This is a genomic window from Mesorhizobium hunchu, from assembly GCF_040081975.1.
Lineage (GTDB): Bacteria > Pseudomonadota > Alphaproteobacteria > Rhizobiales > Rhizobiaceae > Mesorhizobium > Mesorhizobium hunchu.
In genome coordinates this window covers 322,276-344,406 of sequence record NZ_JBEBMG010000001.1, presented here as the reverse complement: position 1 = coordinate 344,406, position 22,131 = coordinate 322,276, and the positions used below count along the sequence as shown (strand labels likewise).

The following is a 22,131-nucleotide window of genomic DNA, read 5'->3' as shown; positions in this document are numbered from 1 at the left end:
CGGTTTTCCGGCTTTGACGCGGTGCAAAAAGAGGTCTAGAAAACCGCAGTCCCATGTCGCCTTCGGAAATGGTCATGCCGCTTTCCGTCCGGCGCGGAAGGGACGCCGCCACTGGGGGAGCCATGAGCCAATCACCAGCCACCCGAGGTCCGGCCATGCGTGCAAGACCGCTTTCGCCTCACCTCACCGTCTATCGCTGGCCGATCACCATGACGATGTCGATCCTGCATCGCATCACCGGCGGCGCACTCTATGTGGGCACGATCCTGGTGGCTTGGTGGCTGGTTGCGGCGGCGACGTCCGAAAGCCAGTTCGGCTTTATCGATTGGCTGGTGCGCTCCTGGTTCGGCAAGCTGGTCCTCATCGGCTACACCTGGGCGATGTTCCATCACATGCTGGGCGGCCTGCGCCATCTGGTCTGGGATACCGGGGCGGGCCTGGAGAAGCACACTGCTTCGAAAATCGCCTGGGCGACGCTCGCCGGCTCGATCCTGCTGACGCTCATCGTTTGGGCCGTCTACCTTTCCATCGCGTGAGGCTGCCATGCGTGACATGAGAACCCCTCTCGGCAAGGTCCGCGGCCTCGGCTCCGCGCATGAAGGCACCGACCATTTCTGGCGCGTGCGGTTGTCGTCGATCGCGCTCATTCCGCTGTCGCTGTTCGTCATCGGCTGGATCGTCTCGCTGAAAGGCGCCGGCTACGCCGAGGTTCGCGCGTCGTTGTCGCAGCCGTGGGTGACGCTGATCGTGGCGCTGTTCCTGGTCGTCAGCCTCGACCATATGCGCCTCGGCATGAAGGAGATCATCGAGGACTACGTACATGGCGAGGGCGGCAAGCTGGCGCTTTTCATCCTCAATACGTTCTTCACCATAGCAATCGGCGTCGTCTCGCTTTTCGCGCTCGCCAAGCTGGCATTCGGAGGCTGAGCATGGCCGGACAAGAGAAGAAGGCGGCCACCGCCTACACCTATGTCGACCACAAGTTCGACGTCGTCGTCGTCGGTGCCGGTGGCGCCGGCCTTCGCGCCACGCTCGGCATGGCCGAACAGGGGCTGCGCACCGCCTGCATCACCAAGGTCTTTCCGACGCGCTCGCACACGGTCGCCGCGCAGGGCGGCATTGCCGCTTCGCTCCAGAACATGGGGCCGGACAGCTGGCAGTGGCACCTCTACGACACCGTCAAGGGGTCCGACTGGCTGGGCGACGTCGACGCCATGGAATATATGGTGCGCCAGGCGCCGGCGGCGGTTTACGAGCTTGAGCATTACGGCGTGCCCTTTTCACGTACCGAAGAGGGAAAAATCTACCAGCGGCCGTTCGGCGGCCACATGATGAACTACGGCGACGGCCCGCCCGTGCAGCGCACCTGCGCGGCGGCGGACCGCACCGGTCACGCCATCCTGCATACGCTCTACGGCCAGTCGCTGAAGCACCACGCGCAGTTCTTCATCGAGTATTTTGCGCTCGACCTGATCATGGATCCGGACGGCACCTGCACGGGCGTCGTCGCCTGGAACCTGGACGACGGCACCATACACCGCTTCTCCGCCAAGATGGTGGTGCTGGCGACCGGCGGCTACGGCCGCTCCTATTTCTCCGCCACCTCGGCGCATACCTGCACCGGCGACGGCGGCGGCATGGCCGCGCGGGCGGGCCTTCCCCTCCAGGACATGGAATTCGTGCAGTTCCACCCGACCGGCATCTACGGTGCCGGCTGCCTGATCACCGAGGGCGCGCGCGGCGAGGGCGGTTACCTGGTCAATTCCGAGGGCGAGCGCTTCATGGAACGCTATGCGCCGTCGGCCAAGGATCTTGCTTCCCGCGACGTCGTCTCGCGCTGCATGACGCTGGAAATCCGCGAAGGACGGGGAGTCGGCAAGAACAAGGACCATATTTTCCTCCACCTCGACCACCTCGACCCGGCCGTGCTGCATGAGCGGCTGCCGGGCATCTCGGAGAGCGCGAAGATCTTCGCCGGCGTCGACGTCACCAAGGAGCCGATCCCGGTTCTGCCGACCGTGCACTACAATATGGGCGGCATTCCCACCAACTACTGGGGCGAGGCGCTGAATCCGACGAAGGACGATCCTGACCAGGTCACACCCGGCCTGATGGCGGTGGGCGAGGCCGGCTGCGCCTCGGTTCACGGCGCCAACCGGCTCGGCTCCAACTCGCTGATCGACCTCGTCGTGTTCGGCCGCGCCGCGGCGATCCGCGCCGGCCAGGTCATCGACCGCGACGCGCCCATCCCGTCGCCAAACGAGGCGTCGGTCGACAAGATCATGGAGCGCTTCGACCGGCTGCGCCACGCCAACGGCTCGAAACCGACGGCCGTGCTGCGCGAGAAGATGCAGCGCGCCATGCAGGAGGATGCGGCGGTGTTCCGCACGCAGGACTCGCTGGAGAACGGCTGCAAGCGCATCTCGGCGATCTGGGGCGAACTGAAGGACCTCCACGTCACCGACCGCTCGATGATCTGGAATTCGGACTTGGTCGAGACACTGGAACTGGAAAACCTGATGGCCAACGCCATCTGCACCGTCTATGGCGCCGAGGCCCGCAAGGAGAGCCGCGGCGCCCATGCCCGCGAGGATTTCTCCGAGCGCGACGACAAGAACTGGCGCAAGCACACGCTGGCCCGCCTTTCGCCCGACGGCAAGGTGAAGCTGAGCTACCGGCCGGTGCATGCCGAGACGACGCTGCCGCTTTCGGAAGGCGGCATCGACCCCAAGAAGATCGCGCCCAAGGCGCGGGTATATTAAGGAGCGAAAATCATGGTCGAACTCGCTCTTCCCAAAAACTCGCAGATCAAGCAGGGCAAGACGTGGCCGAAGCCCGAAGGCGCGACGAACCTGCGCGAGTATCGCATCTATCGCTGGAACCCGGACGACGGCGAAAACCCGCGCGTCGACACCTATTTCGTCGACATGGACGATTGCGGGCCGATGGTGCTGGACGCGCTCTTGTGGATCAAGAACAAGGTCGACCCGACGCTGACGCTGCGCCGCTCCTGCCGCGAGGGCATCTGCGGCTCCTGCGCCATGAACATCGACGGCGGCAACACGCTGGCCTGCACCAAGGGTGCCGACGACATTTCCGGTCCTGTGAAGATCTATCCGCTGCCGCACATGCCGGTCATCAAAGACTTGGTGCCGGACCTCAACAATTTCTACGCCCAGCACGCCTCGATCGAGCCGTGGCTGCATACGGTCTCGCCCGAACCCGCCAAGGAATGGCTGCAGAGCCACGAGGACCGCGAGAAGCTCGACGGCCTTTACGAGTGCATCCTGTGCGCCTGCTGCTCGACCTCGTGCCCGAGCTACTGGTGGAACGGCGAGCGCTATCTCGGCCCGGCGACGCTGCTGCAGGCCTATCGCTGGCTGATCGACTCGAGAGACGAAGCCAAGGGCGAGCGGCTCGACAATCTGGAAGACCCGTTCCGGCTCTATCGCTGCCATACGATCATGAACTGCGCGCAGACCTGTCCGAAAGGCCTCAACCCGGCCAAGGCGATCGCCGAGATCAAGAAGATGATGGTGGAGAGACGGGTCTGATCTCCGCGGCGGAGCGGCAAATCCTCCGGCAGGCGGTCCTGCCGCATCTGGATAGCGCTCGTATCCTTGGATTCTACGAAAACGCTGCCGGAAAGGAATTGGACGGCAAATTCGCCCATCCGGAGTCGTCGGCCGCCCTCGCTGCCAATGCCCTGGGTCTGTTTCTCGACGATGCGGAGCCGGTGCTTGAAGCGCTGGGTCTACCCGTTTCCCAACCGGCCAGCCTTCGCCTCGAACAGTGCCTGCGGTTTCCCTGGCGCGGCGGGCTGCATCCCTGGCTCGATGCGGTGATCGAGACGCCGGACCTTCTGGTTGGGATTGAATCGAAACGCTACGAACCATTTCGCGGGGCCAAGCCGGGACTCTTTTCCGACAGCTATTTCAGGCCTGTCTGGGGCGATGGACTGGATCGCTTCCAGGCGCAGCGCGATGCGATCGCGGCGGGCATCGGTCGGTTCGAAAGATTTGATGCAGCACAATTGGTAAAGCACGCTTTCGGCATCGCCACCCAGGCACGGCGGAGAGGAAAGCGTGCCGTTCTGGTCTACCTGCACGCCGAGCCCTGCGCCTGGCCGGGCGAGAGGCCAATCGCAGCGGATCGAATTGCCTTGCATCGCGCAGAGCGAGATCGCTTCGCTTCGTCGGTTGAAGGCGATCTCGTCACGTTTCTCGCAGTAGATTACGTGTCGTTGCTTTCGCGTTTCAAAGCAATGGATGACGGCGCCATCCGAGTTCATGCCCAAGCCGTCGAAGAACGGTTCTCGCCTTTATAGAGACTTCGCACTGACGGCCTTGCCGGCGCGAACCGGTTTTGCGAAAGAGCGCCTATGGATGACATTAGCGATTTTCCAGTCCTTTCCCCCGCCGAGGCCCGGGTGCTCGGCTGCCTCATCGAGAAGAAGGAACTGACGCCGGACGTCTATCCGCTCACACTCAACGCGGCGCAGGCGGCCGCCAACCAGAAGACGGCGCGCGAGCCGGTGGTGACCCTGGAACCGATGGAGGTCCACCGGGCGCTGAAGACGCTGGAGCAGAAGGGTCTTGTGCGGCAGGTGTTCGGTTCCCGGGTCGAGCGGTACGAGCATCTCGCCCAGAATCGTTTCTCGCTGACCAGACCGCAGGCGGCGATCCTCGGCCTGCTTCTGCTGCGCGGCCCCCAGACCGTCCACGAATTGCTGGCGCGATCCGAGCGGATGGCGGGATTTGCCTCGGCGGAAGCTCTCAGGGCCGAGCTCGATATGTTGATCGGCAAGCGCCCGCCGCTGGTGAAGGAGATCGGCCGCGGGCCTGGCCAGCGGGAGGACCGCTATGCGCATCTGCTGAGCGGAGACGTTGATGTGTCCATGCTCGCGCCGCAACATGCGGCAGCCACGGTGCCCGCTTCGGAGCTCGAAGCGCGCATCGAAGCGCTGGAGCAGCAGGTGGCGGCGCTGACGGCGCGGCTCGACGCTCTGGGCGGCTGAACGCACGAAAGGCTGGCCTCAATGCAGGAAGGCGGCAGGGGCGCCGCCTTCCAAAGCCGAAACGCCGTCCCGGTCAGGCCAGCCTGGCGTCGAGACCGACCTTGATCGCGCCGAGCGCCTTGGAGACCGGGCATTCGGCCTTGGCCTTCTCCGCCAGTTCCTTGAACTTTTGCGCATCGATCCCCGGAACCGTTCCTACGAGAGTCAAATTGCTCTCGGTGATACCGGTGCCCGGAACCAGCCTGACGGCGGCCTTGGCTTCCAGCCTCTGGGCCGGCGTGCCGTTCTCGGCCAGGAAATGCGAGAGCTGCATGGCGTAGCAGCCGGCATGTGCCGCGGCGATCAGCTCCTCAGGGTTGGTGCCGGATTTGCCGCTTTCGTCCTCGAAGCGCATCTTGAAGGAATAGGGAGCCTCGTTCAGCGCGCCGCTCTGTGTGTCGAGGGTGCCCTTGCCTTCCTTGAGATTGCCCTGCCAGACGGCAGTTGCGGTGCGGTCCATGATGGTCTCCCTGGTTGTCGTTTCCAAACTGAAACGCGGTCCCCTAGACTATAGCGCGCGGCGCCGCGATGACCATCATCCTGCCTGATCCGGGCATCGCCGGACCAGGCCCTTAGCCCTTCATTGGTCGCGTAGGGACTTGCGGACGCTCGCGACGTCGCCGGCCGAAACGCGCGGCGCGGCGTTGCCGAAGCTGTTGCGGACATAGGTCAGCACGGCCGCGACCTGGTCGTCGTCCAGGCGCCAGGCGAGCGAGGGCATGGCGGGCGTGGTCTGCATCGCGCCCGTGTGCACCGCCTGTCCACCGGCCAGCACGAGCCGCGCGGGTGTCTCGATGCTCGGCTGACGCAGGATCGCGTTGTCGGCGAGGCCGGGGAAGAGCTGGCCGGCGCCCTTGCCGTCCATGCCGTGGCAGGCCGAACAGGTGGCGTGGTAGATCGCTGCGCCGGTCTTCATCTGCGCGTCGTCGGCCGAGATCGGCTGGGGCATCGCGCCGCCGGTGGGCGGCACCGACTTCAGATAGACGGCGATGGCCTTGAGGTCGGCGTCTTTCATCTGCGAAGTCGAAGCCTCGATCGCCTCGGCCATCGGACCCGATGCGATCGTGTGCCCGTTGGTGCCGGTCTTCAGGTACTGGACGAGTTCGTCCTCGCTCCAGCCGCCGATGCCGTGGACGGTGTCGCCGGTGATCGCGGGCGCATACCACCCCTGCAGCGACGCGCCCTGCAGCGCTTCGCTGGTCTTGTCGGCGCCGAGAAGGGTCTTCGGCGAGTGGCAGGTGCCGCAATGGCCCGGTCCCTGGACCAGATAGGCGCCGCGGTTCCATTCGTCGGACTGGTTGGGGTCCGGCCTGAACGGCTCGGGCGTGAAATTGATGCCGTTCCAGGCTGCCATCAGAGTGCGGATGTTCAACGGGAAGGGAAGCTGGTTCGCCTCGACGGGGTTATGAACCGGCTCCAGCGTCTGCATATAGGCCCACAGGTCGGCTATGTCGCCGTCCGGCATTTTCGTGTAGGCGGGATAGGGCATAGCCGGGTAGAGGCGCTTGCCGCTGTGGCCGATGCCTGTCTTCAAGGCATTGCGGAAATCCTCCTCGGACCAGGCGCCGATGCCGGTCTCGCGGTCCGGCGTGATGTTGGGTGGAACCAGCACGCCGAAGGGCGTCTGCAGCGGCTCGCCGCCGGCGAAGGGTTTTCCATCCTGCCTGGTGTGACAGGCGGCGCAATCGCCGAGGACCGCCTGGTAGCGGCCGCGGATCACCTTGTCCGCCAGTTGGTCGGATGCCTGCGCGGCGTGGCCGGCAAAAGCGGCGACGACGGCGAGCGTGAGCGTGACGAATTTGCTCTTCATGCCTGCACCAGGGGTTGTCCGGGGTTCTTCAGATATTGCCGGCGAATGGCGTCGGCGGCGTGGAAGGCCAGCGCGCCGACCGTGCCTGTGGGGTTCTTGCCGGCATTGTGGGCGAAGGCGGAGGCGCCGATAACGAAGACGTTCGGCACGTCCCAGCTCTGCAGGTATTTGTTGAGCGCGCTTGTCGTCGGGTCGGTGCCCATGATCGCGCCGCCCGTATTGTGGGTGCTCTGGTAGGGCACCGAGTTCCAGCCCTTCTTGGCGCGGCCGACCTCGTAGTGCTTGCCACCAAGGGCTTTCGCCAACTCCTCCATCCGGTCCGAGCAATAGTTGGACATGCGGATGTCGTTGTCGGGGAAATCGAACGTCATGCGCATCAGTGGCCGGCCGTGGCGGTCGGTATAGGTCGGGTCGAGGTCGAGATAGTTGGTGCGCTGCGGATAGCTGGAACCTTGAATGGAAAAGCCCAGCGTGCCCTTGTAGGCGGCGACCGTCGCTTTCTTCCACTCGGAGCCCCAGCCCGGTGTGCCCTTCGGCGTGGGACGATTGCCGATCGGGCGTCCGTTCGTGGGAATGCAGTTCATGCCCGAGCCGCCGACGAAATCGACCGCGCCGTGGTCGAAAGCGTCGCCGTTGAAATCGTCGAGCGTCTGGCCGAGCGCGCCGGCGGCGACGAAGGGATTGAAGTTCTTGTCGTCGAAGAACACCTTCGTGCCGGCATTGGTCTGGTAGCAGTAGTTGCGCCCGACCGTGCCCTGGCCGGTCGCCGGGTCGTATATCTTCCCGATGCCCGACAGCATCATCATGCGGACATTGTGCAGCGCGTAAGCGCAGATCAGCACCATCTCCGCCGGCTGGAAGAATTCCTCGCCGGACGTGTCGATATAGGTGACGCCGCGCGCCATCTTGCCCGAGCCGTCGAGGTCGACCTTGAGCACTTCGCTGTTGGTGCGCACCTCGAAGTTCGATTTCTTCATCAAGAGCGGCAGGATCGTCGTCTGGGCGCTGGCCTTCGAATAGTTGGCGCAGCCGAAGCGCTCGCAGAAGCCGCAGAAGGTGCACTGGCCCATCGCGATGCCGAGCGGGTTGACATAATCCTTGGACAGGTTCGCCGACGGCGTCGGGAACGGATGCCAGCCGATCGAGCGTGCCGCTTCCGCGAACATGGTCGGCGCATAGGTCATCTCCATCGGCGGCAGCGGGTAGTCGCGCTCGCGCGGGTCTTCGAAGGGATTGCCGCCGTCCTGGATCTGACCCTTGATGTTGCCGGCCTTGCCCGAGATGCCGCACAGATATTCGAAGCGATCGTAGGCGCTTTCCATCTCCGCACCGGTCACACCCCAGTCCTGCAGCTCCAGCCCGGCGAATTTCTGCTCGCCGTAGCGCTCGGCCAGATGGCTGCGGATGCGGAAGTCCGAATCCCAGAAGCGCCAGGTGTGGCCGTTCCAATGCACGCCGGCGCCGCCGACGCCGTTGCCGGGCAGGAACGAGCCGAAGTCGCGCATCGGCAGCGCTTCCTCGTCAGGGTTGTTGCGCATGGTGAAGGTCTCGACCACCGGCTGCAGGAAGAGGTCGCGGCGGATCGCGTAGCGCAACTCGTCCTGCGCGTAGCCGATGTTGAAATCGGTCGCCGTGTCGCGCCACGGTCCGCGCTCGATGGCGACGACGTCCAGTCCTTCGTCGGTCAGCTCATGCGCGAGGATCGATCCGGTCCAGCCGAGGCCAATGATCACCACGTCCTTCTTGGGAAGTATTCTGGTCATCGCGGCTTATCCCTTCTTGCCCATCCATTCCGGCGCCCCGGCGATCGAGACCGGCGGCAGCGGGTAGGGCTGGTTGTGCTTGGAGACGTGGTCGCGATAGTCGTAGCGCGCGCCGGGGAAGCCCAGCATGCGCCAGGATACCATGTCGCGATTGCCGCCGTAGATCGGGTCGGCGAAGAACCCTTCCATCGTATTGCCCAGCACCAGCGTGAAGAACGCCTTGGCGTCGACGCCGTTCGGCAGCTCGACCTTGCCCGCCTCCATGTCCTTGAGCAGTGCGTCCTGGTCTTCCGGCGAGAGTTCGGCGAAGCTCTTGCCGCCCCTGTTCTGCTTGACCCAGGCGTCGAGCGCAGCCAACCCTGCCCGGTAACGCATGGCCGGCGTCTCATCCTTCTGATAGCCCTGCGTCGGCGTTCCCGGCTTGAACGGTCCCTTCATGTAGAGGCGCGCCGAATCGCCGAAATCGCCGGCGAGCTGGCGATCGATATAGACCGCGCAGCCGGCGTCCTTGCCGCCGATGCTGAGGTCGTCGGCCGGGATCAGCCGGTCGACGATCGCCTCGATCGCCCGCGCCTCTTCGGGTCTGAAATAGGTCCAGCCCACAGACTTCACGATATCGGGCGGATCGGCGCTGAAGGCCTGCCAGGGCAGGGCTCCCGACAGGGAGCGCGCGCTCGCCGATGTGGCTGTGGCGACGATCGCAATGCCTACGCTGGAGAGAAGGGTTCGGCGTGAAATCCGAACGGACGGGGAATCTGGCATCGGCTGCCCCCTCGCTTGCCTGTCCGGCGCGAACGGCCGGATGGGTGATGTTCGCGGGCCTGTCGACCCGGCAGGAGAAAGTCTAGGACGATAAGCGGGAGCGGCAAGACGAGCAGGCCAGGTAAATGCTGGACCAGATGCGGCGAAGGGGACGGACGTCGTTCACTTTATCGAGAGGAAGATATCGAGCGAGCCCGAACCATCTGCCCCGTTACGTCACGTCCGAACGCCTGCCGCTCTAGCTTCGCGCGGCGATCGCCGTGGCTGCTGCCGCCATCGTGCCGGCGCCGATGCGGTTGGCGATCCGCATGCCCCTGGGGCTCCTGAGCAGTTTGCGCGCCTGCGCAGCCGCCAATACCCAGGTGAGATCGACAGCGACCAGAACCGCCGCCATCGTCAAGGTCAGTTCCAGCCAGCCGGCGACGGTGACCGAAGCGAGGTCGATGATTGTGGGCAGCAACGCGAGATAGAACATCATGATCTTGGGATTGCCGAGCGTCACGGCCATGCCGGCGAAGAAGAGCCTCGCCGGCGGATCGCCTCTCGAACCAGCTTGGGGCATCTCGTCCGCCTTTGCATCGACGGGGGCCTTCCACATCTTCCAGGCGAGCCATGCGAGATAGGCGACGCCCGCCCACTTCACCATGACGAAGACCAGCTGGAAGCTCTGCGCCACCACGGCCAGTCCGAACACGGCGAAGGACAGCCAGATCGCCTCGCCGATCCACATCGCGGCGAGGAAGGGAAGCACGTCGCGAAACCCCTTGGAGATAACGCGCGCGACGAGCGCCGCGATCGACGGACCGGGTGAGCCGGCCGCGACCAGGAGAGCGCCGGCGAATATGAGCAGCGAGGCAAGCGTCATGGCGCGATGATATGCTCGATGGCGGCATGCCCGCAAGCGGGCGCGCGGCGGCGCTGTCAGACGGCGGCGACCTCTGTCGGCTCGGCCAGCTTCGGCTTCGCGCGCGAAGCGATCAGGCAGCCGAGGATGATCAGGATGGCGCCGGCCAGCGTCGAGCCTGTCACGGATTCCTGGAAAAACACGAAACCGAGGATGATCGCCCAGACGAAGGCGGAATATTCGGTCGGGATGAGGTATTGCGCCTCCGCGCGCGCATAGGCCCAGCTCATCAGCGCATGGCCGGCCAGCGCCAGCGCGGTGACGCCCGCCAGCGGCAGCCACATGGCCTGCGGGAGGGAAACGCCGAACCAGGGTGCGGCAAGGCCCAGCGTGACACCGACCACCGCGTTCTGGAAGAAAACGATCTCCAGCGGCTTGGCGAGCTGTGCCTGACGACGGGCCAGGATCAGATTGTAGGCATAGAGTACGGCGGACACGATGATCGCGGCCATGCCGAAAAAGGCGTCCGGCGCATAGCCGACCCGGCTGAACTTGCCGAGCATGATGACAAGCACACCCGCCAGGCCGACGAAGGACGCGGCGATGGCCAATCGGCCAATCCTTTCGCCGAGCAGAAGCGCGGCCAGGAACAGCGCCACCAGCGGCGCGATGAAGGAGAGCGCGATCGCTTCCGCCAGCGGCAGGTAGCCGAGGCCGGTGAAGAACAGCAGCGCGACGAAGGAGACGACGACGCCGCGCAGCACGTGCAGCCGCAGGGCGTCGCGGTTCGGGCGAGGCGGCCGTGTCGCCGTCCACGCCGTGCCGGCGGATGCGGTCGCGAAGACGGAGCGCCACAGCAACGTGTTGTAGGCGCCGATGATCACGACAAGGCCCTTGACGGCCGCATCCATCGCCGAAAGCAGGAAGATGCCCAGCGTGCAGACCAATATGGCCAGCACGGGCGAGGTCGCGGGCTTGGCGGTCATCTGGAGTCCGATCCTGCTGGAGACAACCAGCCGCTAAACCGGAACCGCAGCCGCGCCAAGAGCGCAGCTCACGCCAATCTCACAGGCCAGGAGCGGCCTCGCGGGATCGATGCCTTGTTGCTCTTACGCCGCGCCGGCGAGCTTCTGCTTCTCGAAGCGCTTGCGCTCGTTGGGATCGAGATAGAGCTTGCGCAGGCGAATCGACTTCGGCGTGACTTCCACCAGCTCGTCGTCCTGGATCCAGGCCAGCGCCCGTTCCAGCGTCATGCGTACCGGCGGGGTGAGCTTGACCGCCTCGTCCTTGCCGGCGGCGCGGATGTTGGTCAGCTTCTTGCCCTTGAGCACGTTGACCTCGAGATCGTTGTCGCGGGAGTGGATGCCGATGATCATGCCCTGATAGACCTTGACGCCAGCGTCGATGACCATCGGGCCGCGGTCCTCCAGGTTGAACAGTGCATAGGCCACCGCGTCGCCCTGGTCGTTGGAGATCAGCACGCCGTTGACGCGGCCAGGCAGTTCACCCTTGTAAGGTTCGTAAGCGTGGAACAGCCGGTTCATCACCGCCGTGCCGCGCGTGTCGGTCAGCAGTTCCGACTGGTAGCCGATCAGGCCGCGCGTCGGGGCGTGGAAGACAAGGCGCTGGCGGTCGCCGCCGGACGGGCGCAGCTCGGTCATCTCTGCCTTGCGCTCGCTCATCTTCTGCACGACGATGCCGGCGTGCTCCTCGTCCACGTCGATGACGACTTCCTCGACAGGTTCGAGCAACTGGCCGTTCTCGTCCTTCTGCATGACGACGCGCGGGCGCGACACGGCAAGCTCGAAGCCCTCGCGGCGCATCGTCTCGATCAGCACCGCGAGCTGCAATTCGCCGCGGCCGGAGACGTAGAAGGAGTCCTTGTCGGCGGATTCCTCGATCTTCAGCGCGACGTTGCCCTCGGCTTCCTTCAGCAGGCGGTCGCGGATGACGCGGCTGGTGACCTTGTCGCCCTCGGTGCCGGCAAGCGGCGAATCGTTGACGATGAAGGACATGGTGACGGTCGGCGGGTCGATCGGCTGCGCCTGCATCGGCTCGGTGACGGATGGATCGCAAAAGGTGTCGGCGACAGTGCCCTTGGAAAGGCCCGCGATGGCGACGATGTCGCCGGCCTGCGCCTCGTCGATCGGCTGGCGCTCAAGGCCGCGGAAGGCCAGGATCTTGGACACGCGGCCCTGTTCGATCAGCGAGCCGTCGTGGTGCAGAACCTTGACCGCCTGATTCGGCTTCAGCGTGCCGCTGGCGATACGGCCGGTGATGATGCGCCCGAGGAAGGGATTGGCTTCCAGGATGGTGCCGATCATGCGGAACGGGCCTGGCTCCACGCTCGGTGCGGGCACGTGCTTCAGTACCAGGTCGAACAGGGGGGCGAGGCCTTGGTCCTTCGGCCCCTCCGGCTTCTCGGCGACCCAGCCGTCGCGGCCCGAACCGTAGAGGATCGGGAAATCGAGCTGCTCGTCGGTGGCGTCGAGGGCTGCGAACAGGTCGAACACCTCGTTGATGACCTCGGTTTCGCGTGCATCCGGCCGGTCGATCTTGTTGATGACGACGATCGGCCTGAGGCCGACCTTCAGGGCCTTGCCGACGACGAATTTGGTCTGCGGCATCGGGCCTTCGGCGGCGTCCACCAGCACGATGGCCGAATCCACCATCGACAGGATGCGCTCCACCTCGCCGCCGAAATCGGCGTGGCCGGGCGTGTCGACGATGTTGATGCGCGTGTCCTTCCAGTCGACCGAGGTCGCCTTGGCGAGGATGGTGATGCCGCGTTCCTTTTCGAGATCGTTGGAATCCATCGCCCGCTCGGCGACGCGCTGGTTCTCGCGGAACGCGCCGGATTGTTTCAGGAGCTGGTCGACCAGTGTCGTCTTGCCATGGTCGACATGCGCGATGATCGCGATGTTGCGGATATCCATAATGTCACTCGGAAGCGTTGGGGCAGGGCGCGTTGCGGCGCCGCCTTTTTCAGGTTGCGCGGCTCATACAGGTTTTTTCGCAGATGCGAAAGGGGGCTGGGTTTCGCCATTGCGAAAGGCAGACCGCGCACCCAGATAAAATACATCTTTTGTTAAGCCCTTTTTGCGAAGCTTTCGTTAACCAGTCGGGGAAACGATTCCGGCCTGGAGTCATTCGGAGATTATGACGAGCATCTTGAAGAAGGCGGCACGTGGCGGCCGCATCGGTTCGGGGGTGGCGCTCGCCGCCGTGGCTTTGATGCTGGCGGCCGGCGGGGCGCGCTCTGCGGCACCGCGCCTTGATGCACCCCAACCCGTCACGCCGGCCGAACAGCTTTTCCCGGATGCGCCGGACGGCGTCGATCCGATGACGACCGGCCCCGTCAGCGCTTCGTTCAAGACGCAGCAGGCCGAGGCCGGTTGTGCCGACGCCGTCTGGCCCGATATTCCCGCCGCCTGCTACCCGAAGAACTGATCGCCGGCCCTGCCTGGAAGACCCTGCCTTGCCTGGAAGACATGGCGGGCAGCGCGGCTGCCAGCTTCGTTTCGGCCACCTCACCCCCCCCCCGCAGATGTCCAGACTGCTCCTGGACGTCCGATCATTTCGCTAACCGGCTGTTATCCTTAACCGGCACTTAACCACTATGGTTAACACTACTCCCGAGACGCCGGACTGGGCGGCGAGTTGGGGAGTTGGACCATGAAATCCGTTTTGCGCATCGCGCTTGCGCTTTCCGCCGTCGGCGCGGCGCCTCTGCCTGTGCTGGCCGCCGACTACGATCCGCCGATCTATGTCGACGAGGCGCCGGAATACCAGCCGGTCGAGGTCGGCTCGGGCTGGTATCTCAGGGGCGACGTCAGCTACCTGCCGGAAGAGACCTACAAGAACCGGGACCTGGGCAGCCTGACCGTCAGCTATTCGGACCGCGAGCGGCCGGTATTCGGCAGCATCGGCTTCGGCTACCACTTCAACGACTATCTGCGCGGCGATATCAATTTTGGCCTGCTGCCGGGCAACGAGGCGAGAGCCGAAGAGGATAATTCGCCGACAGATATCGCAACCGCGCGCATCGAAAACAGCGCCCGCACGGTAATCGTCAACGGCTATGTCGATCTAGGGACCTATGTCGGCATCACGCCCTACATCGGCGCGGGCGTCGGCCTGATGCAGTCCAAGCGCGAGGGTCGCTTCGACTATGTCGACCTGAACGACGCGACCAATGATGTCTCCACCTCGGATAACAAGACGCAGTATTCCTTCGCCTACACACTCAATGCCGGTCTCGCCTACCAGATCACCAAGAACCTGGTGATTGATCTTGGCTACCAGTACATGTCCGCGCCGGACGCGGAGTATGCTCGGCTCGACGATATTTCGAGCGGACCGAGCTATTCCATCCACAAGGGCGTGGACAACCACCAGATCAAGGTCGGCCTTCGCTACGACCTGTGGTGACGAGTGCGAGATCGGTTCTGACTGCGGCGGCGGGCTTCGGCCCGCCGCTTTCGTTTCGGCCGAGGCACCTTCGGCCGGAGCAATCACTATCCCGCGAGCGACAAAAACTTTGCTCTTGACGCCCGCAACCTGAAGTCCTATCGCCATCCGTGGGCCACCCCTCCCCAACGAGGGGCTTACTATCTGGAAGGATAGACCACGATGACTGCTCTCCCCAAGCCGGACATGCGTCCGGCCAATCCCCATTTTTCCTCAGGTCCCTGCGCGAAACGTCCCGGCTGGTCGGTCGAGGCGCTGAAGGACGCCGCCCTTGGCCGCTCGCACCGCGCTAGGATCGGCAAGGCGAAACTTGCCGAGGCGATCGACCTTACCCGTGAAGTGCTGCAGGTGCCGGCGGACTACCGCATCGGCATCGTGCCGGCGTCCGACACCGGCGCGGTCGAGATGGCGCTGTGGTCGCTGCTCGGCCAGCGCGGCGTCGACATGGTCGCCTGGGAATCCTTCGGCGCCGGCTGGATCACCGACGTGGTCAAGCAGTTGAAGCTCGCCGATGCGCGCAAGATCGAGGCGCCCTACGGCGAACTGCCGGATCTTTCGCAGATCGACTTCGACCGCGACGTCGTCTTCACCTGGAACGGCACGACCTCGGGCGTGCGCGTCCCGGACGGCGATTTCATCCCGGCCGACCGCAAGGGCCTGACGATCTGCGACGCCACTTCGGCAGCCTTCGCGCAGCGGCTCGATTTCCAAAAACTCGATGTCGTGACCTTCTCCTGGCAGAAGGCGCTCGGCGGCGAAGGCGCGCACGGCATGCTCATCCTCAGCCCTCGCGCCGTCGCGCGGCTGGAGACCTATGCGCCGGCCTGGCCGCTGCCCAAGATCTTTCGCATGACCAAGGGCGGCAAGCTGATCGAGGGCATCTTCAAGGGCGAAACCATCAACACGCCCTCCATGCTCGCCGTCGAGGACTATCTCGATACGCTGAAATGGGCGAAGGGCCTCGGCGGGCTGGACGCGCTGGTCGCCCGCGCCGACGCCAATGCCGCGGTCGTCGCCCGCTTCGTGGACCAGTCGTCCTGGCTCGGCCACCTGGCCGTCGATCCGGCGACGCGCTCCAACACCTCCGTGTGCCTGTCCATCGTCGATCCAGACGTCGCCGCACTCGACCTGGACGGCCAGGCGGCGTTCGCCAAGGCGCTGGTCGGCCTGCTCGACAAGGAAGGCGTCGCCTACGACATCGGCCATTATCGCGACGCCCCGCCCGGCCTGCGCATCTGGTGCGGCGCCACCGTCGAGACGAAGGATCTGGAAGCGCTGATGCCGTGGCTCGACTGGGCTTTCTCTGCCCAGAAGGCGACGCTCAAGGCTGCGGCCTAGCTCCACGTCCCCCTCCCCCTTGAGGGGAGGGTGGCCGGACGCAATCCGGTCGGGTGGGGGTCACCTCAACCCCACCAACCTCAATCAAATCCATGCGGCATGCAGAAAACGTCGAGCACTGCCGCACCGACCCCTCCCGGTCGCTACGCGACCACCCTCCCCTCAAGGGGGAGGGAAACCAGCGCCAAGGATCACACCCATGCCCCGCGTACTCGTTTCCGATAAACTCTCCCCCACCGCCGTGCAGATATTCAAGGATCGCGGCGTCGAGGTCGATTACCTGCCCGATCTTGGCAAGGACAAGGATGCCCTTCTGGCGAAGATCGCCGACTATGACGGCCTCGCCATCCGTTCGGCCACCAAGGTCACCGAGAAACTGATCAATGCCGCGACCAATCTCAAGGTCATCGGCCGCGCCGGTATCGGCGTCGACAATGTCGACATACCCGCCGCCTCAAGGCGCGGTATCATCGTCATGAACACGCCTTTCGGCAACTCGATCACCACCGCCGAGCATGCCGTCGCCATGATCTTCGCGCTGGCGCGCCAGATTCCGGAGGCCAATGCCTCGACCCATGCCGGCAAATGGGAAAAGAACCGCTTCATGGGCGTCGAGATCACCGGCAAGACGCTGGGCGTGATCGGCTGCGGCAACATCGGCTCCATTGTCGCCACGCGCGGCGTCGGCCTGAAGATGCACGTCATCGCCTTCGACCCGTTCCTGTCGGACAAGCGCGCCGAAGAACTGGGCGTCGAGAAGGTCGAGCTCGATGATCTTTTCGCCCGCTCCGACTTCATCACCCTGCACACGCCGATGACCGACAAGACGCGTGGCATCATCGACGCGGCTGCGATTGCGAGGATGAAGGACGGCGTGCGCATCATCAACTGCGCGCGCGGCGGCCTGATCGTCGAGGCCGATCTCGTCGCGGCGCTGAAGAGCGGCAAGGTGGCGGGCGCCGGCGTCGACGTGTTCGAGACCGAGCCCGCGACCGACAACGCCTTGTTCGGTCTGGAGAACGTCGTGGCAACGCCGCATCTCGGCGCCTCGACCTCGGAGGCGCAGGAGAATGTCGCGCTCCAGGTCGCCGAGCAGATGTCGGACTACCTGATCAAGGGCGCGGTGACCAACGCCATCAATATGCCTTCGATCACCGCTGAGGAAGCACCGCGTCTCAAGCCGTTCGTCAAGCTCGCCGAAGTGCTCGGCGCCTTCGTCGGCCAGGTGACGGAGGATCCGATCAAGGAAGTCGAGATCCTGTTCGACGGCTCGACCGCCCAAATGAACACGCGCGCGCTGATTTCGGCCGCGCTCGCCGGCCTGATCCGGCCGCAGGTGGCCGACGTTAACATGGTGTCGGCACCGATCATGGTGAAGGAACGCGGCATCATCGTCGCCGAGGTCAAGCGCGACAAGTCGGGCGTGTTCGACGGCTACATCAAGCTGACCGTCAAGACCGAGAAGATGAGCCGTTCGATCGCCGGCACCTGCTTCTCCGACGGCAAGCCGCGTTTCATCCAGATCAAGGGCATCAACCTCGACGCCGAGGTCGGCCAGCACATGCTCTACACCACCAATGCCGATGCGCCCGGCATCATCGGCCTGCTCGGCTCCCTGTGCGGCGAGAACGGCGTCAACATCGCCAACTTCTCGCTTGGCCGCGACCGTCCGGGCGGCGACGCGATCGCGCTGCTCTATCTCGACGCGCCGTTCCCCCAGGACGTGCTCGCCAAGGTGCGCGCGCATGAGACGATCGACTCGGCCAAGCGGCTGCAGTTCGACGTCGGCGCGGTGTAAGCGATCTCTCAAATAAAACGACAATCAGGCGCGGCGCAAACCGCGCCTTTTTGTTTTTCCTTCGATGCGGTAGCATATGCCGTGCTCAGGAGCTTACGGATGAATATTGTGGTTGACGCATTCTGGGACGACGAAGCCAAAGTCTGGGTCGCGTCGGCGCGTGACGGAATCGGCATCGCAACGGAGGCTGGGACGATGGAGCAGCTTCAGCAAAAATTGTCGATTATCGTTCCCGATTTACTGGCGGAAGACTATCAAGGCCCCTTTGAGATTGAGCTGATCGCCCGTAGTCATCAAACGGTTGCGGCTGCATGACCGTGAGGGGTGACGGCGACCATCTGCCCGTGCGTTGAACAGCGAACATCGCGCAGTTGGCTGAAATCCGTGAATAATTTCTCCAAGCCTTTGAAAAGTGTCCTGTCGGAAGCCGGCTGGCGGTATCTTCGCCCTGGCAAAGGCGATCACGAAATATGGCACGAGCCATCGACGGGTCGGAAAGTCGTCGTGGACAATTCGATGAAATCGCGCCACACGGCCAATGCCGTATTGAAACAGGCCGGACTGCCGAAAGCTTTTTGACAATTTCCATCCGGCTAAGACCAACGAAAACCCTGATCTGTGACAACAGCCGAAACCATCCGGATGTCACGTTGCAGATGGCGCCATGAGCGGGAGAGCGAACGCGATGCGGGACGACAACCACCTTCCAGGAGACGGAACCTTTCTTGGCCGCGTTGGCGCCGACGGCTGGCCGCATCCGGCGGTGGTCACGGTCAGGAACGGCATGGTGCTGGACATCACCTCCAACAGGGCGCCGACCAGCCGCGACATCTGCGAGATGGCCGATCCTGCCGCCTATGTCGCCGCTGCCGAAGGCCGCGAGATCGGCTCGCTCGCCGCCGTCATGGCCAACAGCATGGTGGCCGATCGCGATCCGTCGAAGCCGTCCCTGCTTTCGCCGGTCGACCTTCAGGCGGTGAAGGCGTCGGGCGTCACTTTCGTCGTCTCCCTGCTGGAGCGGGTGATCGAGGAGCAGGCGCGCGGCGCGCCGGAGCGGGCCGACGCCATCCGCGCCGACATCGCCGGCTTGATCGGCCACGACCTCTCGCAACTGAAGCCGGGATCGCCGGAAGCCGCCGGCGTCAAGGCGCGGCTGATCGCGCGCGGCGTGTGGTCGCAATATCTGGAGGTCGGCATCGGGCCCGACGCCGAGATCTTCACCAAATGCCAGCCCATGGCCTCGGTCGGATACGGGGCCGATGTCGGGCTGCATCCCGTTTCCACCTGGAACAACCCGGAGCCGGAAGTCGCGGTCGTGGCGTCCAGCGCCGGCACGATCGTCGGCGCCACGCTCGGTAACGACGTCAACCTGCGCGATGTCGAGGGCCGTTCGGCGCTGCTGCTCGGCAAGGCCAAGGACAACAATGCGTCGGCCTCGCTCGGCCCCTTCATTCGCCTGTTCGACGCGACCTTCACGCTGGACGACGTCAAGCAGGCGGTGGTCGGCCTCAGGGTCGAGGGCGAGGACGGCTTCGTGCTTGAAGGATCGAGCTCGATGGCCGAGATCAGCCGCTCGCCGGAGGAACTGGTGTCTGCGGCCATGGGCGCACACCACCAGTATCCCGAAGGCATGGTCCTTTATCTCGGCACCATGTTCGCGCCGGTGAAGGACCGCGGCGAAAGCGGCAAGGGTTTTACGCACAGGACGGGCGACGTCGTCACCATCGCTTCGGAAAAGCTCGGAAGCCTCGTCAACCGCGTCAAGCTGTCGACCGAATGCCCGCCTTGGCGCTATGGCGCCAGCCACCTGATGCGGGACCTGGCGAAAGCCGGCCTCCTGTAGAGAGGTCAGCTTCGGAGCATCACTCCGCGGCCGCCAGCCGGCGGCTGCCGTGTTCGGCCAGCCAGATGCCGCCGAACACGAGCGCCAGCGCCAGCGCGTGGTAGAGATGGAAATCCTCGCCGAGCAGCAGGATCGACAACAGGGTGCCGAAGATCGGCACGAGGTTGATGAACAGGCCGGCGCGATTGGCGCCGATCAACTCGTTGCCGCGGATGTAGGTGACCTGTGAAATGACCGAGGCGCCGAGCGCCGTGTAGAGCGTGATCGCCCAGCCGGCCAGGCCGGGGAATTGCGCCTTGCCCGTTGTGACTTCCCAAGCCGCGAACGGCATTGAGATGACGAGCGCCGACAGTGACAGGATGAGGATTAGCGATTGCCAGTGCAGCGCCGGCTTGAGCCTCAGACCGACCGAATAGCCGCTGTAGAGCACGACCGCGCCGAGCATGATCGCATCGCCGAAATTGATATCGAGGCGGAGCAGTTGAGCGGGGCTGCCGTGGCTGGCCGTCAATGCGACGCCGGCGATCGTCAGTATGACGCCGATGAGCTGCGGCCAGCCGGCGCGAACGCGGAAGAACAGGAAATTCGCCACGATGATCAGGATCGGCATACCCGCCTGCTCGATCGAGACGTTGATGGCCGTGGTGTAGTTGAGCGCGACGTAGAAGATGACGTTGAACAGCGCGAACCCGCAGCCGCCCAACGCGACGAGCAGCGGCAGGTGCCTTTTCGCCAGCGGCCAGTCCTCGCGCAGCTTGGCGCCGGCGAAGGGCAGCAGGATGAGCACCGCCAGCACCCAGCGCAGGAACACCAGCAGCATCGGCGAGATCTGTCCGACGGCGAGCTTGCCGGCGATCGAATTGCCGCCCCACAGCAAGGTGGTCAAAAGCAGCAGGGCGTAGGCTTTCTGGTGTCGCGACACGGTATCCGCCGATTCGAACCCGCGTCCCTTACGGAGATCGGTCCCTCAAGTAAATGATACGCAAGGCAAAAGCCGTTGTGCCTGTCATGCGCCGGCGGCCGAAATCAGGGGTCGCGCGGCAGCGGCGTTGACGCTATAGAAGCCTCTCGTCGTGGGCTTTCAGGCCCGGTTCTGCTTGTTTCAGGGATAGTGAACATGGCCAATGTGGTGGTCGTCGGCTCGCAGTGGGGCGACGAGGGCAAGGGTAAGATCGTGGACTGGCTGTCCGAGCGCGCTGACGTGGTGGTGCGCTTCCAGGGCGGCCACAATGCCGGTCACACGCTGGTCGTCGACGGCAAGGTCTACAAGCTTTCGCTGCTTCCCTCCGGCGTCGTGCGCCAGGGCAAGCTCTCCATCATCGGCAATGGCGTGGTGTTCGATCCGCACGCTTTCGTCGCCGAAGCCGCAAAGCTGAAGGAGCAGGGCGTCGACGTCACGCCTGACCGCCTGAAAATTGCCGAAAACACGGCGCTTATCCTGTCGCTGCACCGCGAACTGGACGGATTCCGCGAGGACGCCGCCTCCAATTCCGGCACGAAGATCGGCACCACGCGCCGCGGCATCGGCCCCGCCTATGAGGACAAGGTCGGCCGTCGCGCCATCAGGGTCATGGACTTGGCGGATTTGGACACGCTCCCGCTGAAGGTGGACAGGCTTTTGACGCACCACAACGCGTTGCGTCGCGGCCTCGGTCATCCCGAAGCGACGCACGAGGCGATCATGGCGGAACTGACCTCGGTCGCCGGCGCCGTCCTGCCCTACATGGACAGGGTCTGGAAAGTGCTGGACGACAGCCGCCGCGCTGGCGAGCGCATCCTGTTCGAGGGCGCGCAGGGAACGCTGCTCGACATCGACCATGGCACCTATCCCTTCGTCACCTCGTCCAACACGGTGGCCGGACAAGCGGCGGCCGGTTCCGGCATCGGTCCGGGCGCTGTCGGCTATGTGCTCGGCATCACCAAGGCCTATACGACCCGTGTCGGCGAAGGCCCCTTCCCGACCGAGCAGCAGAACGAGATCGGCGAATTCCTCGGCACCAAAGGGCACGAATTCGGCGTCGTCACCGGCCGCAAGCGCCGTTGCGGCTGGTTCGACGCGGTGCTGGTGCGACAGGCCGTGGCGGTGAACGGCATCAAGGGCATCGCGCTCACCAAGCTGGACGTGCTGGACGGCATGCCGGAGATCAAGGTCTGCACCGGATACCGGCTCGACGGCCAGGTGATCGACTACCTGCCGGCCAGCCAGGGCGCGCAGGCGCGCGTCGAGCCGATCTACGAAACGCTGGAAGGCTGGTCGGGAACGACCGCCGGGGCGCGGTCCTGGAACGACCTGCCGGCACAGGCGGTTAAATATGTGCGCTATATAGAAGAGCTGATCGGCGCGCCCGTCGCGCTGCTTTCCACCAGTCCGGAGCGGGACGACACGATACTTGTGACCGATCCGTTTCAAGACTAACCATGGCTCCCGGGGAGCAAGACAGGTACGA

At 64.6% G+C, this 22,131-nt stretch carries 22 protein-coding genes; 14 read left to right on the top strand and 8 right to left on the bottom strand.

The window, feature by feature from the left end; genetic code table 11:
- Positions 1 to 122: 122 nt before the first annotated feature.
- The 6 genes from sdhC to ABMA46_RS01680 all read left to right on the top strand — a co-directional run bounded on the left by sdhC (position 123) and on the right by ABMA46_RS01680 (position 5,017).
- Positions 123 to 536, top strand: a complete 414-nt coding sequence (sdhC, locus tag ABMA46_RS01705; RefSeq protein ID WP_348997548.1) for a succinate dehydrogenase, cytochrome b556 subunit — start codon at positions 123 to 125, stop codon at positions 534 to 536.
- Positions 537 to 543: 7 nt separating this feature from the next.
- Positions 544 to 927, top strand: a complete 384-nt coding sequence (gene sdhD, locus ABMA46_RS01700) for a succinate dehydrogenase, hydrophobic membrane anchor protein (RefSeq protein WP_348997547.1) — start codon at positions 544 to 546, stop codon at positions 925 to 927.
- Positions 928 to 929: 2 nt separating this feature from the next.
- Positions 930 to 2,762, top strand: coding sequence for a succinate dehydrogenase flavoprotein subunit (sdhA, locus tag ABMA46_RS01695; RefSeq protein WP_348997546.1), 1,833 nt, complete (start codon positions 930 to 932; stop codon positions 2,760 to 2,762).
- A gap of 12 nt (positions 2,763 to 2,774) precedes the next feature.
- Positions 2,775 to 3,554 (top strand): succinate dehydrogenase iron-sulfur subunit, encoded by a 780-nt coding sequence (locus tag ABMA46_RS01690; RefSeq protein ID WP_348997545.1) that lies wholly within the window; start codon positions 2,775 to 2,777, stop codon positions 3,552 to 3,554.
- 98 nt (positions 3,555 to 3,652) lie between these two features.
- Positions 3,653 to 4,327 (top strand): hypothetical protein, encoded by a 675-nt coding sequence (locus ABMA46_RS01685; protein ID WP_348997544.1) that lies wholly within the window; start codon positions 3,653 to 3,655, stop codon positions 4,325 to 4,327.
- A 54-nt stretch (positions 4,328 to 4,381) separates the two neighbouring features.
- On the top strand, positions 4,382 to 5,017 hold the full coding sequence (locus tag ABMA46_RS01680) for a YceH family protein (RefSeq protein WP_348997543.1): 636 nt from the start codon (positions 4,382 to 4,384) through the stop codon (positions 5,015 to 5,017).
- 73 nt (positions 5,018 to 5,090) lie between these two features.
- Here the strand turns inward: ABMA46_RS01680 and ABMA46_RS01675 are convergent, their stop codons facing one another.
- The 7 genes from ABMA46_RS01675 to typA form a co-directional block, all read right to left on the bottom strand.
- Positions 5,091 to 5,516: an OsmC family protein gene (locus ABMA46_RS01675; protein ID WP_348997542.1), complete on the bottom strand. Its 426-nt coding sequence runs from the start codon at positions 5,514 to 5,516 to the stop codon at positions 5,091 to 5,093.
- Between the two features lie 120 nt (positions 5,517 to 5,636).
- Entirely contained in the window at positions 5,637 to 6,866 is a 1,230-nt protein-coding gene (locus ABMA46_RS01670; protein WP_348997541.1) for a c-type cytochrome, read from the bottom strand.
- The gene (locus ABMA46_RS01665; RefSeq protein ID WP_348997540.1) at positions 6,863 to 8,629 is read right to left on the bottom strand and encodes a GMC family oxidoreductase; all 1,767 of its coding nucleotides are present in this window, start codon (positions 8,627 to 8,629) and stop codon (positions 6,863 to 6,865) included. The genes ABMA46_RS01670 and ABMA46_RS01665 overlap by 4 nt, the downstream gene beginning before the upstream one ends.
- Before the next feature lie 6 nt (positions 8,630 to 8,635).
- Positions 8,636 to 9,391 carry a gluconate 2-dehydrogenase subunit 3 family protein gene (locus ABMA46_RS01660; protein WP_348997539.1) on the bottom strand — a complete coding sequence of 252 codons (756 nt, stop codon included), beginning with the start codon at positions 9,389 to 9,391 and terminating at the stop codon, positions 8,636 to 8,638.
- A gap of 238 nt (positions 9,392 to 9,629) precedes the next feature.
- The gene (locus ABMA46_RS01655; RefSeq protein ID WP_348997538.1) at positions 9,630 to 10,256 is read right to left on the bottom strand and encodes a LysE family translocator; all 627 of its coding nucleotides are present in this window, start codon (positions 10,254 to 10,256) and stop codon (positions 9,630 to 9,632) included.
- A 56-nt stretch (positions 10,257 to 10,312) separates the two neighbouring features.
- Positions 10,313 to 11,221 carry a DMT family transporter gene (locus ABMA46_RS01650; RefSeq protein ID WP_348997537.1) on the bottom strand — a complete coding sequence of 303 codons (909 nt, stop codon included), beginning with the start codon at positions 11,219 to 11,221 and terminating at the stop codon, positions 10,313 to 10,315.
- A gap of 123 nt (positions 11,222 to 11,344) precedes the next feature.
- On the bottom strand, positions 11,345 to 13,171 hold the full coding sequence (gene typA / locus ABMA46_RS01645) for a translational GTPase TypA (RefSeq protein ID WP_348997536.1): 1,827 nt from the start codon (positions 13,169 to 13,171) through the stop codon (positions 11,345 to 11,347).
- Between the two features lie 223 nt (positions 13,172 to 13,394).
- Here typA and ABMA46_RS01640 point away from each other — a divergent pair, with 223 nt between their 5' ends.
- From ABMA46_RS01640 to ABMA46_RS01610, 7 genes are all read left to right on the top strand, one after another.
- Complete coding sequence (locus ABMA46_RS01640; RefSeq protein ID WP_348997535.1) at positions 13,395 to 13,685, top strand: hypothetical protein; 291 nt, start codon at positions 13,395 to 13,397, stop codon at positions 13,683 to 13,685.
- A gap of 225 nt (positions 13,686 to 13,910) precedes the next feature.
- Entirely contained in the window at positions 13,911 to 14,666 is a 756-nt protein-coding gene (locus tag ABMA46_RS01635; protein ID WP_348997534.1) for an outer membrane protein, read from the top strand.
- A gap of 201 nt (positions 14,667 to 14,867) precedes the next feature.
- Complete coding sequence (locus ABMA46_RS01630; RefSeq protein WP_348997533.1) at positions 14,868 to 16,043, top strand: phosphoserine transaminase; 1,176 nt, start codon at positions 14,868 to 14,870, stop codon at positions 16,041 to 16,043.
- Between the two features lie 199 nt (positions 16,044 to 16,242).
- On the top strand, positions 16,243 to 17,841 hold the full coding sequence (gene serA / locus ABMA46_RS01625) for a phosphoglycerate dehydrogenase (protein ID WP_348997532.1): 1,599 nt from the start codon (positions 16,243 to 16,245) through the stop codon (positions 17,839 to 17,841).
- A gap of 99 nt (positions 17,842 to 17,940) precedes the next feature.
- Positions 17,941 to 18,156: a DUF1902 domain-containing protein gene (locus tag ABMA46_RS01620; RefSeq protein WP_348997531.1), complete on the top strand. Its 216-nt coding sequence runs from the start codon at positions 17,941 to 17,943 to the stop codon at positions 18,154 to 18,156.
- 69 nt (positions 18,157 to 18,225) lie between these two features.
- Positions 18,226 to 18,420 carry a type II toxin-antitoxin system HicA family toxin gene (locus ABMA46_RS01615; protein WP_348997917.1) on the top strand — a complete coding sequence of 65 codons (195 nt, stop codon included), beginning with the start codon at positions 18,226 to 18,228 and terminating at the stop codon, positions 18,418 to 18,420.
- A gap of 106 nt (positions 18,421 to 18,526) precedes the next feature.
- Positions 18,527 to 19,684: a fumarylacetoacetate hydrolase family protein gene (locus ABMA46_RS01610; protein WP_348997530.1), complete on the top strand. Its 1,158-nt coding sequence runs from the start codon at positions 18,527 to 18,529 to the stop codon at positions 19,682 to 19,684.
- 19 nt (positions 19,685 to 19,703) lie between these two features.
- Here ABMA46_RS01610 and ABMA46_RS01605 read toward each other — a convergent pair whose 3' ends face one another.
- Entirely contained in the window at positions 19,704 to 20,606 is a 903-nt protein-coding gene (locus ABMA46_RS01605) for a DMT family transporter (RefSeq protein WP_348997529.1), read from the bottom strand.
- Positions 20,607 to 20,801: 195 nt separating this feature from the next.
- Here ABMA46_RS01605 and ABMA46_RS01600 point away from each other — a divergent pair, with 195 nt between their 5' ends.
- Entirely contained in the window at positions 20,802 to 22,100 is a 1,299-nt protein-coding gene (locus ABMA46_RS01600) for an adenylosuccinate synthase (protein ID WP_348997528.1), read from the top strand.
- Positions 22,101 to 22,131 lie beyond the last annotated feature (31 nt).

Excerpts from the sequence above, each read along its gene's own strand:
- sdhC (WP_348997548.1), top strand. The coding sequence starts at position 123 with ATGAGCCAATCACCAGCCACCCGAGGTCCGGCCATGCGTGCAAGACCG.
- sdhD (WP_348997547.1), top strand. The coding sequence starts at position 544 with ATGCGTGACATGAGAACCCCTCTCGGCAAGGTCCGCGGCCTCGGCTCC.
- sdhA (WP_348997546.1), top strand. The coding sequence starts at position 930 with ATGGCCGGACAAGAGAAGAAGGCGGCCACCGCCTACACCTATGTCGAC.
- ABMA46_RS01690 (WP_348997545.1), top strand. The coding sequence starts at position 2,775 with ATGGTCGAACTCGCTCTTCCCAAAAACTCGCAGATCAAGCAGGGCAAG.
- ABMA46_RS01680 (WP_348997543.1), top strand. The coding sequence starts at position 4,382 with ATGGATGACATTAGCGATTTTCCAGTCCTTTCCCCCGCCGAGGCCCGG.
- ABMA46_RS01675 (WP_348997542.1), bottom strand. The coding sequence starts at position 5,516 with ATGGACCGCACCGCAACTGCCGTCTGGCAGGGCAATCTCAAGGAAGGC.
- ABMA46_RS01670 (WP_348997541.1), bottom strand. The coding sequence starts at position 6,866 with ATGAAGAGCAAATTCGTCACGCTCACGCTCGCCGTCGTCGCCGCTTTT.
- ABMA46_RS01665 (WP_348997540.1), bottom strand. The coding sequence starts at position 8,629 with ATGACCAGAATACTTCCCAAGAAGGACGTGGTGATCATTGGCCTCGGC.
- ABMA46_RS01660 (WP_348997539.1), bottom strand. The coding sequence starts at position 9,391 with ATGCCAGATTCCCCGTCCGTTCGGATTTCACGCCGAACCCTTCTCTCC.
- ABMA46_RS01655 (WP_348997538.1), bottom strand. The coding sequence starts at position 10,256 with ATGACGCTTGCCTCGCTGCTCATATTCGCCGGCGCTCTCCTGGTCGCG.
- ABMA46_RS01650 (WP_348997537.1), bottom strand. The coding sequence starts at position 11,221 with ATGACCGCCAAGCCCGCGACCTCGCCCGTGCTGGCCATATTGGTCTGC.
- typA (WP_348997536.1), bottom strand. The coding sequence starts at position 13,171 with ATGGATATCCGCAACATCGCGATCATCGCGCATGTCGACCATGGCAAG.
- ABMA46_RS01640 (WP_348997535.1), top strand. The coding sequence starts at position 13,395 with ATGACGAGCATCTTGAAGAAGGCGGCACGTGGCGGCCGCATCGGTTCG.
- ABMA46_RS01635 (WP_348997534.1), top strand. The coding sequence starts at position 13,911 with ATGAAATCCGTTTTGCGCATCGCGCTTGCGCTTTCCGCCGTCGGCGCG.
- ABMA46_RS01630 (WP_348997533.1), top strand. The coding sequence starts at position 14,868 with ATGACTGCTCTCCCCAAGCCGGACATGCGTCCGGCCAATCCCCATTTT.
- serA (WP_348997532.1), top strand. The coding sequence starts at position 16,243 with ATGCCCCGCGTACTCGTTTCCGATAAACTCTCCCCCACCGCCGTGCAG.
- ABMA46_RS01620 (WP_348997531.1), top strand. The coding sequence starts at position 17,941 with ATGAATATTGTGGTTGACGCATTCTGGGACGACGAAGCCAAAGTCTGG.
- ABMA46_RS01610 (WP_348997530.1), top strand. The coding sequence starts at position 18,527 with ATGCGGGACGACAACCACCTTCCAGGAGACGGAACCTTTCTTGGCCGC.
- ABMA46_RS01600 (WP_348997528.1), top strand. The coding sequence starts at position 20,802 with ATGGCCAATGTGGTGGTCGTCGGCTCGCAGTGGGGCGACGAGGGCAAG.